This is a genomic window from Stenotrophomonas maltophilia group sp. Smal17, from assembly GCF_030237045.1.
GTDB classification, from domain to species: domain Bacteria; phylum Pseudomonadota; class Gammaproteobacteria; order Xanthomonadales; family Xanthomonadaceae; genus Stenotrophomonas; species Stenotrophomonas forensis.
On sequence record NZ_JASJSU010000071.1, the window covers coordinates 6,022 to 19,533 of the forward strand.

15 protein-coding genes, 1 tRNA gene and 1 pseudogene are annotated in these 13,512 nt (G+C 66.6%); 7 read left to right on the plus strand and 10 right to left on the minus strand.

The features are described 5' to 3' along the window. The 3 genes from ybgF to queC all read left to right on the plus strand — a co-directional run. On the plus strand, positions 1-768 hold a 768-nt coding region (gene ybgF, locus QRO93_RS16105), incomplete at its 5' end, for a tol-pal system protein YbgF (protein ID WP_285304284.1). 201 nt (positions 769-969) lie between these two features. Next, positions 970-1,671 carry a 7-carboxy-7-deazaguanine synthase QueE gene (queE, locus tag QRO93_RS16110; RefSeq protein WP_164087213.1) on the plus strand — a complete coding sequence of 234 codons (702 nt, stop codon included), beginning with the start codon at positions 970-972 and terminating at the stop codon, positions 1,669-1,671. 78 nt (positions 1,672-1,749) lie between these two features. Beyond that, a complete protein-coding gene (gene queC / locus QRO93_RS16115; RefSeq protein WP_053450572.1) occupies positions 1,750-2,415 on the plus strand; it encodes a 7-cyano-7-deazaguanine synthase QueC in 666 nt (221 codons plus the stop codon). Between the two features lie 111 nt (positions 2,416-2,526). Here the strand turns inward: queC and QRO93_RS16120 are convergent. Continuing rightward, positions 2,527-2,781: pseudogene (locus tag QRO93_RS16120) on the minus strand (hypothetical protein); the annotation flags it as partial. Between the two features lie 226 nt (positions 2,782-3,007). Between QRO93_RS16120 and QRO93_RS16125 the strand changes: the two are divergent. After that, positions 3,008-3,083: transfer RNA gene (locus QRO93_RS16125), tRNA-Lys, on the plus strand. Between the two features lie 659 nt (positions 3,084-3,742). Here QRO93_RS16125 and QRO93_RS16130 read toward each other — a convergent pair. From QRO93_RS16130 to QRO93_RS16140, 3 genes are all read right to left on the minus strand, one after another. Beyond that, a complete protein-coding gene (locus QRO93_RS16130; protein ID WP_148564988.1) occupies positions 3,743-4,105 on the minus strand; it encodes a hypothetical protein in 363 nt (120 codons plus the stop codon). 154 nt (positions 4,106-4,259) lie between these two features. Beyond that, positions 4,260-4,589 carry a hypothetical protein gene (locus QRO93_RS16135; RefSeq protein ID WP_053450569.1) on the minus strand — a complete coding sequence of 110 codons (330 nt, stop codon included), beginning with the start codon at positions 4,587-4,589 and terminating at the stop codon, positions 4,260-4,262. 78 nt (positions 4,590-4,667) lie between these two features. Beyond that, entirely contained in the window at positions 4,668-4,850 is a 183-nt protein-coding gene (locus QRO93_RS16140; RefSeq protein ID WP_238581825.1) for a hypothetical protein, read from the minus strand. A 912-nt stretch (positions 4,851-5,762) separates the two neighbouring features. Between QRO93_RS16140 and QRO93_RS16145 the strand changes: the two genes are divergently transcribed. Both QRO93_RS16145 and QRO93_RS16150 read left to right on the plus strand, forming a co-directional pair. Next, a complete protein-coding gene (locus tag QRO93_RS16145) occupies positions 5,763-6,614 on the plus strand; it encodes an alpha/beta hydrolase (RefSeq protein ID WP_180879338.1) in 852 nt (283 codons plus the stop codon). A gap of 82 nt (positions 6,615-6,696) precedes the next feature. Beyond that, the gene (locus tag QRO93_RS16150; RefSeq protein WP_053450566.1) at positions 6,697-7,635 is read left to right on the plus strand and encodes an alpha/beta hydrolase; all 939 of its coding nucleotides are present in this window, start codon (positions 6,697-6,699) and stop codon (positions 7,633-7,635) included. A 67-nt stretch (positions 7,636-7,702) separates the two neighbouring features. Here the strand turns inward: QRO93_RS16150 and QRO93_RS16155 are convergent, their stop codons facing one another. Together QRO93_RS16155 and QRO93_RS16160 are read right to left on the minus strand one after the other, a co-directional pair. After that, entirely contained in the window at positions 7,703-8,125 is a 423-nt protein-coding gene (locus tag QRO93_RS16155; RefSeq protein WP_006438906.1) for a response regulator, read from the minus strand. A 92-nt stretch (positions 8,126-8,217) separates the two neighbouring features. Then, entirely contained in the window at positions 8,218-8,985 is a 768-nt protein-coding gene (locus QRO93_RS16160; RefSeq protein WP_180879336.1) for a type II CAAX prenyl endopeptidase Rce1 family protein, read from the minus strand. Positions 8,986-9,134: 149 nt separating this feature from the next. Here QRO93_RS16160 and QRO93_RS16165 point away from each other — a divergent pair, with 149 nt between their 5' ends. After that, complete coding sequence (locus QRO93_RS16165; RefSeq protein ID WP_053450563.1) at positions 9,135-9,449, plus strand: zf-TFIIB domain-containing protein; 315 nt, start codon at positions 9,135-9,137, stop codon at positions 9,447-9,449. Positions 9,450-9,566: 117 nt separating this feature from the next. On the opposite strand, the gene QRO93_RS16170 is transcribed toward QRO93_RS16165, so the two are convergent. The 4 genes from QRO93_RS16170 to QRO93_RS16185 form a co-directional block, all read right to left on the minus strand. Further along, on the minus strand, positions 9,567-10,079 hold the full coding sequence (locus QRO93_RS16170; protein WP_180879334.1) for a GNAT family N-acetyltransferase: 513 nt from the start codon (positions 10,077-10,079) through the stop codon (positions 9,567-9,569). An 81-nt stretch (positions 10,080-10,160) separates the two neighbouring features. Continuing rightward, positions 10,161-11,126 carry a copper resistance protein B gene (locus tag QRO93_RS16175; RefSeq protein WP_180879332.1) on the minus strand — a complete coding sequence of 322 codons (966 nt, stop codon included), beginning with the start codon at positions 11,124-11,126 and terminating at the stop codon, positions 10,161-10,163. Further along, positions 11,123-12,946: a copper resistance system multicopper oxidase gene (locus QRO93_RS16180; RefSeq protein ID WP_053450560.1), complete on the minus strand. Its 1,824-nt coding sequence runs from the start codon at positions 12,944-12,946 to the stop codon at positions 11,123-11,125. Before QRO93_RS16180 ends, QRO93_RS16175 begins: the two co-directional genes overlap by 4 nt. Before the next feature lie 75 nt (positions 12,947-13,021). Then, on the minus strand, positions 13,022-13,399 hold the full coding sequence (locus QRO93_RS16185; protein ID WP_053450559.1) for a CopL family metal-binding regulatory protein: 378 nt from the start codon (positions 13,397-13,399) through the stop codon (positions 13,022-13,024). Positions 13,400-13,512: the final 113 nt, after the last annotated feature.

A 13,512-nucleotide genomic window follows, 5' to 3' on the forward strand; every position in this document is an offset into this window, starting at 1 on the left:
CCCCCACCGGCGCATGCACAGCGACAGAGCCTGGCCGACCGTGTCGGCGCGCTCGAGCAGCAGATGTACAACAACAGTGCCAACCAGGACCTGTTGAACCAGATCAATCAGCTGCGGCAGCAGGTCACCAGCCTGCAGGCCTCGATCGAGCAGTTGCAGCACGACAACGCCCAGCTCAAGCAGTCCGCCCAGGACCAGTACCTGGACCTGGACAGCCGCCTGAACCGGTTGGAAGGGGGCAACGCCGCCCCAGCCCTGCCGCCTGTTCCGGCGACTGCGCCGAAGGCCACTCCGGCCCCGGCAACCCCCGCAGCGGCGGCCACTTCCGAGCGGCCGCCTTCGGTCCATGGTGATGCCGGCAGCCTGGCCGCCACCGGCGACGAGCGCACCTCGTACAACGTGGCCTTCGAATCGCTGAAGGCCGGCAAGTACGACGATTCGGCGCAGCTGTTCCTGAGCTTCCTGCAGCTGTACCCGAACGGCGTCTATGCGCCGAACGCGCTGTACTGGCTGGGCGAGAGCTATTACGCGACCCGTAATTTCCCGATGGCCGAGACCCAGTTCCGTGAACTGCTCTCGCGCTATCCGACCCACGACAAGGCCGCTGGCGGCCTGCTCAAGGTCGGCCTCTCGCAGTATGGCGAGGGCAAGGTCGACCAGGCCCAGCAGACGCTGGAGACCGTCGTGGCGCAATACCCCGGCTCGGACGCCGCGCGCACCGCGCAGGACCGCCTGCAGTCGATCCGGCTGGGCAAGCAGATCCGCTGATCCGGCGTACAATACGTTCCCTGTAGAGCCGAGCCCCCGCTCGGCTGTTTGCGTTTCCGGCTGCCGTAACGCCGGCCGGGCTGCGTTCTCCCGGCTGGGCCATGCCGCCCGGTCGCTGCTGTAGAGCCGGGCCATGCTCGGCTGCTTTCGTTACCGGCCACGGTAGCCCCCCGCCACGTGCCCCACCAAGACGTACCCGCCATGACCGCCGTTATCCCGTCCAATGCCGTCGCCACCCCCAGCGACATCGTGCAGTCGCCGCTGCCACGCCTGAAGATCACCGAGATCTTCACCTCGCTGCAGGGCGAAGCCGATACCGCCGGCTGGCCGACCGTGTTCGTGCGCCTGACCGGCTGCCCACTGCGTTGCCAGTATTGCGACACCGCCTATGCCTTCCACGGCGGCACCTGGTGGGACATCGACGACATCGTGGCCGAGGTGCTGGCCCAGGGCGTGCGCCATGTCTGCGTGACCGGTGGCGAGCCGCTGGCGCAGAAGCGCTGCCTGGTGCTGCTGCAGAGGCTGTGCGATGCCGGCATGGACGTCTCGCTGGAAACCTCCGGCGCGCTGGACGTCAGTGCAGTGGATCCGCGCGTATCGCGCGTGGTCGACATCAAGACCCCGGGTTCGGCCGAAGTGGCGCGCAACCGCTGGGACAACCTGCCGCTGCTGACCGCGCGCGACCAGATCAAGTTCGTCATCTGCAGCCGCGAGGATTACGACTGGGCCAAGGCTCTGCTGGCCGAGCACGAGCTGGTCAAGCGTTGCACCGTGTTCTTCTCGCCCAGCAAGGGCGAGATCACCGCGCGCCAGCTGGCCGACTGGATCGTAGAAGACCGGCTGCCGGTGCGCTTCCAGATGCAGTTGCATAAAATCCTGTGGAACGACGAGCCGGGCCGATGAGCCCGGGCAGCGTTCCCTGATGTAGCTCCGGCGCGGGACAGCGTGCTGGCTTTCCCCTCCCAACCGGATGTTTTACCCATGAAGAAGGCAGTCGTGCTTCTCTCCGGCGGCATGGATTCAGCCGCCGTCATCGCCATGGCCCAGGAACAGGGCTTCGCCGTGCATGCCCTGAGCGTGCGCTATGGCCAGCGCCATACCTCCGAACTGGATGCCGCCGCGCGCGTGGCCAAGGCCCAGGGCGTGGTCGCGCACAAGACCGTGGACGTGGACCTGCGCAGCATCGGCGGCTCGGCGCTGACCGACGACATCGACGTGCCCGAGGCCGGCGGTACCGGCATCCCGGTCACCTACGTGCCGGCGCGCAACACCATCATGCTGTCGCTGGCCCTGGGCTGGGCCGAAGTGCTCGGCGCCAACGATATCTTCTGCGGCGTCAACGCCGTGGACTACTCCGGCTACCCGGACTGCCGCCCCGAGTTCGTGGCCGCGTTCCAGGCACTGGCCAACCTGGCCACCAAGTCGGGCGTGGAAGGTGCGGGCATCCAGGTGCACGCGCCGCTGCAGTTCCTCAGCAAGGGCCAGATCGTCAGCGAAGGCGTGCGCCTGGGCGTGGACTTCGGCCTGACCGTTTCCTGCTACAACGCCGACGCCAACGGCGCCGCCTGCGGCCACTGTGACGCCTGCCGCCTGCGCGCGCAGGGCTTCGCCGAAGCCGGCGTGGCCGACCCGACGCTGTACGCCTGAGATGATGGGGGCGATGCCCCCAATGGTGGGTGCCAACCTTGGTTGGCACGCTCCCTCGGTGGGTGCGAACCGTTGGTTCGCACTCCCTGACCCGCCGGGCACAGCCCAGCGTTACCGCTGCCGCAACCACCCCGACGCTTCAATAAACGCCCGCACCGCCCCCGCATCGGCGTAGTCCAACTCGATCATCCGCGCGATCGCCGCCTTCTCATCCGCCTGCTGCTGCATGTACTCCTGCGCGATGCGATACCCGGCGTAATAGCCCACATCACTCACCCCGAACGGGTTGCGGGCGCTGTTGTACAGCCAGTTATCCAGGGTATCGCCGTCCATCTCGGCGATGAAGCGCGTGCGGATCCCGGTCTCGCATCGCGCTGATGCGCCCGGCACGAACCGCACAACCGACGGGGCAGAGCCAGGCGATGTTGTCGGCGGCGAGCTGGGATGCGGTGGACGCTGTGTGGATCCAGCACGGGCAGGCCGGACGGAGCGTGCCGGCCCCTGGCCGGCGACCGCGGCACCCCCAGGCTTCGCGCGGCCCCTCAAAGTAGGGTAGAATGCCCACCCCGCCGAAAGGCTGGGGCAATGCAATGGGCCGTTAGCTCAGTCGGTAGAGCAGAAGACTTTTAATCTTTTGGTCGAAGGTTCGAATCCTTCACGGCCCACCATCGCACTCAATGATCTGCGTCATTCCCAAGGCACCGGCTTCCGGTGCTTTTTGCATTGGGTGCCTGCATGGCACCTGCAATATCAGCAGGCGTTGGCCCTTCCAATCACGTGCGCGTGGTTACCCTGATGGTGGCGCCGGACGAACCCCCTTGCCCGCGGTGAGGGAGGCAGCGTGGTTCGTCGGTGTGGCTGGACTCGATCGCCGTCATCATCTCGACAAGCCGTGTGGTCGGTTGCCGGGAGTGGCTCAACGGCAGGCCCTGACAGCACAAGTCCAGAGCATGGGCCAACCCGTCCGGTCTTCGCAGCCAATGCCATCGACGATGCCGGCGCGCTTCCGATGGTCTGTCCCTGTAGCAGCGGAATCTGTGGCTGTTCGGCATCATGGAGGCCGAACCGGGTCAGCGCTCCAACGCCCCTCATCCAGTTGGACTTCTTCGGCCGTCGACCCGCACCGGTCCCGACACCACCTTGGTGTAGGTGAAGTCCAGACGCTCGTTCGGAGTGGACGCGAACGCCGCGCCATGGAGGAACGCCACACTGAAGCTGTTCCTCACCGCAGGGCGGGCAGCAGGCACATAGGGCACCACCGTGCCGTCGCGGGCCCACGCGCAGGTGGCTGATCGGGATCGCGGCAAATTAACTGCAGGCCATTCTGCTACTTCTCCAGGTAGCTTGCGACCAGCCTGGTAGTTGTGCCGTTTCTGAACTCGATTCCAGCCGGCTCTACCGTGTACCGCGCACCAGACAGCTCACTCTGGAACGATGCCAGTCTTTCGGCCCCCGTCTCGGATCGACTGACAAACATGTAGGGAAGCGTCGAGCCGGGAGCGCGGCAATCGGCAGGCTTGTTTGTCGTCTTGAGCTGAATGCCGTCCTGCCCAGCGGTGCTCACCAGTTGGCCACAGATCACAGCCTGCGATGGCCCAAGAACCAGCAATGCTTCACGGCCAACGCGGGCCATGAACGTGTCTGTTGACTCTCCTTTGTTTGCAGTAGCGGTCCAAAGGTTCATTGTCATGCCGTGCCTGCTGGCGTACTCGACGCCCCCATTCAGATGGATCCACCGGTAGGCCTCCGCTGGGGGAACGGGAGGTCCGTGCTTCTGCGCAGGGGACTGAGCGAGCACAGGTAATGCCAGCATGAAAAGCGCAACAGAGGCTGCGAGGGTGCGCCTACTGTGGCTTGGCATTCTTGACCCTCGCCGCCTCGCGTTCCGCCGCCGCGTCGGCAGCTTCCTGTGCGGCCGTTGCTGCCGCATTCGCAGAACGTGCCGCCTCCGCTCTTGCCGCCTCGAGGTAGGTGAGCCGCTGCAGACTGGTTCTGCGTTCCAGTTCCATCGCTGCGGCGAAGCTCTCCGGATGCTTTGCAGCACAGGCCTCCTGCACCAGTTGCACGGCACGATCGGACAGCCCGGGCTGGATGTTGCCGAGCAGGCAGTCGGCGTACGGTACGGGCGCGGCCGGGCTGGCGGCCAGCGCGGCGATGAGCACTGCATTCAACATGCAAACCTCCTTGTAGGTTTCGAAGGGACTGGCGACCAGTCCACCCCAAGTATGGACCGGTCATGGGTGCAACGGCGGCTACGCCGGGCGGATATCCCGGCACACCAGTTCCGCCAGCCCGCGGCCGGCGAAGAACAACCCATCGATCACCCCTTCATCCAGATGGCGGTCGGGCGTGGCCATCGACCGGCAGCGTTCGGCGGCGTGCAGCATTTCCGCCACGGTCAGCATGCCAACGGCGGCGCGCTCCGCGCGTGCCATCGCCTGTTCCCGCCCGGGCGGCAGATCGGCTTCCGGCCAGGGCAGGCCGTCGGCGCCGTCGCCATCGCGGATGCGCTTGAGGCACCCCCAGAACGTGCTGAGATCCGGCGCGGGGTTGTCGTCGTCATTGACGCTGTCGGGGGGCAGTAGGGCGCTTGGGCGGACGTCGGGTCATCTCGGATTCCTCGGCTCTTGGGCAGTAGCGCCACCGTGCAGGACGGGTAGCGGACGGTGCATGGCTGCAAGCCCGGAGACATCACGCAGTAACCGGCGGGTCCGAAAACCCCCACGCACCGCCCGCCATAAAGGCCGACGGATCACCCGCCGGCACGGTCCGGAGACGGTGCCGACGGATGAGCGCAAACAACAGCGTGAATGTCATTACGGGCTTGCAGGCCCGGTGCCACCCGTTGTCGGTGGCGCTGCATATTGGTTACGCCCGCGCGCGGATTTCAATCTGAAATGTGGGAAAAAATTCCTGCCAACCGCAGCGCGACACTATTGTCACAGAGGGCTCCGATGCAGCGAGCGACAGGGCGTGACGTATCTGTTCTGCTGGCCTGGCGAATCGCGTTGTGGAATGGCGCAAACCACGTCGGATAACGCATTTGCTGTGAACCGGCGCGTGTAAAGCTGGCTGCACTTCCATGCTCCGTAGCAGCGGCGCGAGCGCGTCACGCGGCAAAATTACGGTGCGAACGCGACATATCCGTGCAGGCTCCCTGTAGAGCCGAGCCATGCTCGGCTGCGGTTCGCGTGGGGTGCCGAGCCGAGCGTGGGATCGGCTCCACATTGATTCATCCGTGCAGGGCGTGGATCTACGCATCTGGCAGGGGTGTTGAGCGTGCCGAAGCCGCCAATCCCTGTGGCGGGGCGCTATGCTCGGCCTCTTTCCCAGGATGGGTTTTCCCCATGCGCCTCATCGTGCTGCCGCTGTTGTTGTCCGCCATCTCCGCCACACCCTTGATGGCGGTCGAGCCAGCGCTGTCCGCACAATCAACTGCCGCTACACCACTGGTCATCGGCGAGACCTTCACCGTACAGTCGAAGGCGCTGGGCGAAACCCGTCGCATCAACGTATATCGCCCGCAGCCGTGGGGCCTGGACCCGAAGACGCCGCTGCCGGTGCTCTACATGCCCGACGGTGGTATCGGCGAGGACTTCCTGCATGTGGCCGGGCTGGTGCAGGTATTGAGCGGCAACGGCAGCATGCGTCCGTTCCTGCTGGTCGGCATTGAGAACACCGAGCGCCGCCGCGACATGACCGGCCCCAGCAAGGATCCGCAGGACCAGAAGATCGCGCCGCGCATCGGTGGCTCGGCGGCTTACCGCACGTTCCTGCGCGATGAACTGATGCCGCAGGTGCGCCAGCGCTACCCGACCACCGACGAGCGCGCGCTGATCGGCGAATCGCTGGCCGGCCTGTTCGTGGTCGAGACGCTGCTGCAGGAACCGACGCTGTTCAACAGCTACATCGCGCTGGACCCCAGCCTGTGGTGGAACCGCGGCGCGATGCTGGCCGGTGCAGCCAAGCAGCTGCCGGCAGTGACGCGTGCGCAGCCTCGCTTGTTCCTGGCCAGCAGCGGGCAGCCGGAGCTGGCAGCCTCTGCCGCGCAGCTGGCAACGCTGCTGGAACAGGCCTCGCCGTCGCCGCTGGTGAAGTACCTGCCGCTGCCGGAGGAAACCCACGCCACGATCTATCATCCGGCCGCATTGCAGGCACTGCGCACGCTGTTCTCCACACCACCGCCGGCCTCGCCCTGACCGCACTGGCACCGCGTTGCCCGCCATGCAAGGATGCGGCAGCGGCGCCATCCGGTGCGCCGCCCGCAACGGGAGCGTGTGGATGCAGCGTGTGCGTGGATGGAGTGTGGCGGCCTGCCTGGCCGTGAGTGGCTGTGCGATGTCGGTGGCACCGCCGGCAACGCAGAGTGAAGCGAAGGAAAGTGCGGTCACCGCTGCGCCGGGCGTGGTGTTGCCGGATACCGAAGCGCTGCGCGTGCACGATCCGGTCGGCCGCGATTATCCGGTCTGGGTGGCGTTGCCGGCCGACTACGCCGCGCATCCGGAGAAGCACTACCCGGTGCTGTACGTGACCGACGCGCTGTACAGCTTCCCGCTGGTGCGCAGCGTGCGCAACATGGTCGGGCAGAAGGGCGTCAACATCGAGGATTTCATCCTGGTCGGGCTGCCGCCGCAGGAAGGCCTGACGTCCAAGCAGAGCCGCTCGCGGGACTATACGCCCAGCGATCCGGCGCGTACCGATCCGCGTGACTACAGCGATGACGTCAGCTATGGCGGCGCCGCGCATTACCGCGATTTCCTCGCCGAGCGCGTGCTGCCGATGATCGATGCGCGCTACCGTACCGATCCGGCACGGCGCGCCTATGCGGGCCATTCCTACGGCGGCCTGTTCGGTGCCTACGTGCTGACCACGCGTCCGGACATGTTCCGTACCTACATCCTGTCCAGCCCGTCGCTGTGGTTCGACGATCATCGGGTGCCGCGCCTGCAGGCCGAGGCCAAGGCGCCCTCGCAGCCGACCACGGTGGTGCTGTCGATCGGCAGCTTCGAAACGGTCAAGCCGGAACCGCGCTACTTCACCCGCAACGACATGCTGCGCCACAACGCCGACTTCGCCGAACAGCTGCGCCGCAGCGGGCGTTCGCTGAAGGTGGAGAACATGGTGATCGACGACGAGGACCACTTCACGGTCTACCCGGACATGATCACCCGCGCGCTGCTGAGGGTGTTTCCGGGTACCGGGCCGTACAGCAGCGGTTGATCGGCGGTTGCAGCCACGCCGATGAGACGCGGATTCAGTAGATTCACGCCATGCGTGGATGAATGCCTCAGGCCGCCTGTGCGTCCGGTCCGGTCAGCACGCCCACATCGGCGTGCCGGAAGCACAGGCGGATGGCATCGAGCAGTTCGCTCATGTTGTAGGGCTTGGGCAGGAAATGGATGCCGTCGCGCAGCTGCGGCAGCACGCGGTGCTGGTCCATGCCCGAAGTGACCAGGATCGGCAGGTACGGATAAAGGTCGCGTACCTGGTTGGCGGCTTCAATCCCGCTCACGCGGCCCAGGTTGACGTCGGTGAACAGCAGGTCGAAACGCTCACCGGCGGCCAGCAGGCCCAACGCGGCTTCGGCCGAGCTGACGCCCACCACGTGGCAGGCCTGGCTTTCCAGCGCCAGCCGGCTCAGTTCGCGGGTTTCCTCCGCGTCCTCGATCAGCAGGACGCGGGGCTCAACGTGGCGCTTGGACAGCAACATGACGCGACAACTCCGGACAGCAACGGTGAAAAGGCGCGCAAGTATGCGCAAGCCGGTAGTGATACCGGCGTGCACGGCAGGCTAAGTGGGCGTTACAGGCGTGTCGGGCGGCGACGACGCCTGTGCCAGGCCAGCGCGGCCACCGCCAGCAGGGCCGTGCCGATGCGCAGGCTGGTGGCCTGCCAGCCCAATGCGATGGCGTCATCGAGGCTGAACACATTCCAGGCCAGGTTCATCGAAACGTGCAGTACCAGGCCGCACCACAGGGTGTCGCCGTCGAGGTGGTCGAGCCAGGCGAAGATGAAGCCACCGAAGGCGATCACCGCACCGATGAACAGCGCGATGCCACCGCCCTCGAAACCGCCGAAGCCGAGCCAGTGCACCCAGCCGAACAGCAGCGCCTGCGGCAGTGCGAGCAGGGGCCACGGGCCGCGCACGATCTTCACCAGCAGGATGAAACCCAGGCCGCGGAACAGCATCTCTTCGGCCACGGGGAACAGTACCGCGAGCATCGCTGCGTCCAGGACGGTCAGTGCGGTGTTAGGTGTGCCCAGCAGGGCCAGGCCGAGCCAGCAGGGCAGGCTGGCCAGCAGCACGCACAGCGGTCCGCTCCAGCCGTTGCCGTGCAGCCCGAGACTGGCGAACAGGCCCACGCCGCGGGGGCGCAGCAGCGCGGCCAGCAACAGCGCCAGCAGTACGGCCAGTGCATTGTCGAGCAGGCTACCGCCATAGGGGATGGGCAGCGCAGGAATCGGTGCACCGATGGCCGCGGCGATATCGCGCAGGTTCAGGCCAAGGCCAACGCCCAGCAGCGCCAGCAACAGGCGCACCGGATTGGGCAGGCGGGACAGCATGGTCATGCGCGCACTCCCTGCGGGACAAGGCCGCAGTGTCGGGCCGGCCGCTTCCGCCGGCACGCGCCGGAAGTCCCTGTGCCATCGGTCATGTGTTGCCGCACAGTCATCGCAGGGCAGGTACAGTCGATACCAGACCGACAGGAGCAATGCCCATGCTGTGCCCCGTATGCACGACCCAGACCTTGCAGATGGCCGAACGCCATGGCATCGAGATCGATTACTGCCCGGGTTGCCGTGGCGTGTGGCTGGACCGTGGCGAGCTGGACAAGATCATCGAGCGCGCCGGAGCGGCGGTGCCGCCACCTGCACCTGCGCAGCAGCAGCCGGCGTCCACGCCGCCGCCGGTGATGCACCGTGACACCCGCCATCTCGGCCAGCGCTACGAAGACAATCGTGGCCAGCAGCATGGGCACGGCTACAAGAAAAAGAAGAAGGACAGCTTCCTGTCCGAACTGTTCGATTTCTGAGCGGTTCGCTCTTCTTAGAGTCGAGCTTGCTCGACTGCTCCGCTCTTCGTAGAGTCGAGCTTGCTCGACTGGCTGTTCCGACAGTAGTCGAGCAAGCTCGACTCTACAGGGCCGTGATCACGACCGACGCAGGATGAACTCGCGGTCGTGGGTGTCGCCGACGATGAACGCGTACTCGCCCACCTTGCTGCAGCCATAGCGTGCGTAGAAGCGCTGCGCGCCGAAGTTCTCTTCCCACACGCCCACCCACAGGGTGCGGCGCTGCGGGTGGTCCAGCCACGCCATGAGCGCGTCCATCAGGCGCGCGCCATGACCGCCGTTCTGGTAGTCGGCCAGGATGTAGAAACGCTTCAGTTCAATGTCGCCCTCGCGTGCCTCGGCATGCGGCAGGGTGTTGGCACCCGCTGCCAGGTAGCCGACCACATTGCGGCCATCCATCAGCAGCCAGACCGCACTGCGCGGGTCGGACAGCTCGGCGCGCTGGGGGACGCTGCTGTAGTGCGCCTGCAGGAAATCATGCAGTTCCTGCGGCGGATACGAGTCACCCCAGGTCTCGTTGTAGGTGGCGATGGCGATGGCCGACAGCGCTTCGACATCGGCCAGGGTGGCGCGGCGGATCTGCAACGACATGGTGGGGCCTGCATTGGAACGTGGCGCAGTGTAGCCGGCCCCGGCGGCTGCCGGGGCTGGCGGTTGCTCACACTCCGCTGCTCAGAACCACATGCGCACGCCGGCCACCCAGCGCGTGTCGCGCGCGTGGTCACCAGCGTAATCGGCGGTGTCGCCAAACGTGCGTTCGTGGCTGATGCCGATGTACGGCGCGAAGCGGCGGCTGAACTCGTAGCGCAGGCGCAGGCCGGCTTCCACCTTGTTCAGGCCGCGGCCGATGCCGTACTCCGGTTCGTCCTTGGCCGCCACGGTGGCTTCCAGCAACGGCTGCAGGATCAGGCGATTGGTCAGCAGCACGTCGTACTCGACTTCGGCCTTGGCCAGTACCTGGCCGCCGGAACCCATGTACAGCGTGGCCGAGCTTTCGAACTTGTAAGGGGCCAGGCCCTGGATGCCGAGCGCGGCCCAGGTACGCGAATCGGCCGGCCGGAAGTCCTGGCGCACGCCGATCAGCACGTCCCACCAGGGCGACACACTGCGGCCGTATAGGGCTTCCAGCGATGACGACTCGGTGCGGCCACGGCTGCGTTCGCCATCGGTGCGCAGCCACAGGCGATTGATGTTGCCGCCGATCCAGCCGGTCGCTTCCCAGGCCTGGCCGTTGCTGCTTTTGCCGTCCCAGTGTTCAAGGCGGTCGATCAGCAGCAGGCTGTTGATCTCCGGCGCATGTTCCATCGCGCCATGTGCGATCGGCGGGAACGCGGCGGCGCGGTCGGCGTCGGTCGGGACCGGGATCGGCTCGCGTGGCTCGGTCGGTGCAGGCGATCCGTGGCCCATCGCGGCGTGGTCCATCGAGGAATGATCCATCGTCGCCGGCTGCGTCGTACCGTGATCCATCTTCGAGTGATCCATCTTCGAATGATCGACCTGCTCGGCTGGCGTTGTCGTGGCTTTCGCAGGCGCGTCCATCGCGGCCATGTCATGGCCGGCATGCGACTGCGCGAACACCGGAAGTGCAGCCGCCAGGCCCAGGGCCAGCAGGCTGGGGGAAAGCAGTGTGCGGCTCATTCTTCGATCCTCACTTCGCGCATCATGCCTGCTTCCATGTGGTACAGCAGGTGGCAGTGGTAAGCCCAGCGACCGAGTGCGTCGGCGCGCACGCGATAGCTGCGGCGGGTGCCCGGCGGCATGTCGATGGTGTGCTTGCGCACCTGGAACTGGCCCTGTGCGTCTTCCAGGTCGCTCCACACGCCGTGCAGGTGGATCGGGTGCTGCATCATGGTGTCGTTGACCAGCACGATGCGCATGCGTTCGCCGTAGTTCAGCCGCAGCGGCTCGGCGCTGGCGAACGGGATGCCATCGAACGACCAGGAGAATTTCTCCATGTGGCCGGTCAGGTGCAGCTCGATCTCGCGGCCCGGTTCACGTCCATCCGGGTCCTCGAACAGGCTGCGCATCGCTCCGTAGGTCAACACCTGGCGGCCGTTGTCGCGCAGGCCGATACCCGGGTCGTCCAGTTTGGGTTCGGTGGCTGAGCTCTGCATGTCCACCAGCGGGTTGTTGCGTTCGCTGGCCGGGTGCTTCGGTGCCTTGCTGGCGGCATCGCTGCCACCGCCATGTGCGCCGTGGCCCATGCTGGCACCGCAGCCGCCTTCCATGCTTTTCATCGCGGCCATGTCGTGGCCAGCGTGGCCGCCCATGTCATGCCCTGCCATGTCGTGCCCCATGTCGGACATCGTCAGCAACGGGCGCGGGTCGCGCGCCGGAATCGGTGCCTGCAGGCCATGCCGCACCGCCAGCGTGCCGGCGGCAAAGCCGGTGCGGCCCATGTCCTGGCAGAAAAGGGTGAACGCATCCTGGCCAGTGGGCTCCACCAGTACGTCATAGGTCTCGGCCGGTGCGATGCGGAACTCGTCGATGCTGACCGGATGGATGTACTGGCCGTCGGCGGCGACCACGGTCATCTTCAGCCCGGGGATGCGCACGTCGAAGTAGGTCATCGAGGCGCCGTTGATGAAGCGCAGCAGTACCTTCTCGCCGCTGCGGAACAGCCCGGTCCAGTTGCCGGCCGGCGCGGTACCGTTCATCAGGTAGGTGTAGGTGTGCGCGTTGATGTCGGAGATGTCGGTCGGGGTCATTCGCATCCGCCCCCACATGCCTCGGTCGGACAGTGCGGCCGACCAGCCGTCGCGTTTCACGTCGCGCAGGAAGTCCGGCAGCGTGCGCTTGTAGTAGTTGTCGTGCTCGGCGAGCTTCTTCATGCGCCGGAACAACGCACCCGGGTCCATGTCGGTCCAGTCCGACAGCAGGATCACGTGCTCGCGGTCGTGGTGGTACGGTGCCGGCTCGGCCGGGTCGATGATCAGCGCGCCGTACAGGCCGGCCTGCTCCTGGAACATCGAGTGGCTGTGGTACCAGTAGGTGCCCGACTGTTTGAGGTCGAAATGATAGTGGTAGGTCTCGCCGGGACCGATGCCGTTGAAGCTCAGGCCGGGCACGCCGTCCATGTTGGCCGGCAGCAGGATGCCGTGCCAGTGGATCGAGGTCGGGTGGCGCTGCAGCGTGTTGCGCACGAACAGGTCCACGCTCTGGCCTTCGCGCCAGCGCAGGATCGGTGCCGGCAGCGAGCCGTTGACGGTGATCGCCGGGCGGGTGCGGCCGGTGAAGTTGGCCAGCGATTCGCCGATGGACAGCTCGACGCGGGTGTCGCTGAGCACGGCGGGGGCGCCGGCCAGGCGCGGCGTGGACGTGGCGGCGGCGAGCGCGCGCTGCGGCACGCCGACGGCGGCAATGCCGGCGACGACGCCACCGGCGGCCAGGCCCTGCACGAACAGGCGGCGCGACGGCATGGGCACAGCGCCCGGGCCGGGGGGAATGCGGGTATTCATGGTGGTGACTCCAGACACGGATAGATGCCGGCAAACAGCCGGCTCTGGTGCGCAGCGCGCACGGTACGCGTGGAATCAGCCGATGGGAGGACGCGAGATCGGCGGCAGTGGCGGCGCCGGGCGGCCATTGGCCGGCATCGGTTGCGGTGCCAGCGACAATGCCGGGCCGGCCAGGTACGGCAGGGGTTGCACCACCAGCAACGGGTGCTGCGCGCAGCTGCGCACGCAGTCCTTGATCTGGCAATGGGCGTCGTGGGCGGGGGCCTTGGCCTGCGGAGCCTGTTCGGCCTGCATGCCGGCGTGGTGGTGGCAGTCGGCCTCGCCGTCTTCGGCGGCCACGGCATGGGCCATCCGGCCCATTTCCTCGTGACCACTGGCCATGGCCGCGTTCAGCCCGTTGAGCAACAGGCTGAGCATGAGCACGACACGGAGCAGGGTCGAGGCCAGGGACATGGACGCCAATTTAGCCGCAAGCGGGCGCGGATGCACTTCCGGCTGAACAGCCGGTTCAAGGTTGGAGCAGCACCAGGGTGGGATTTGTAGCGTCGAGCTTGCTCGACTGCTCC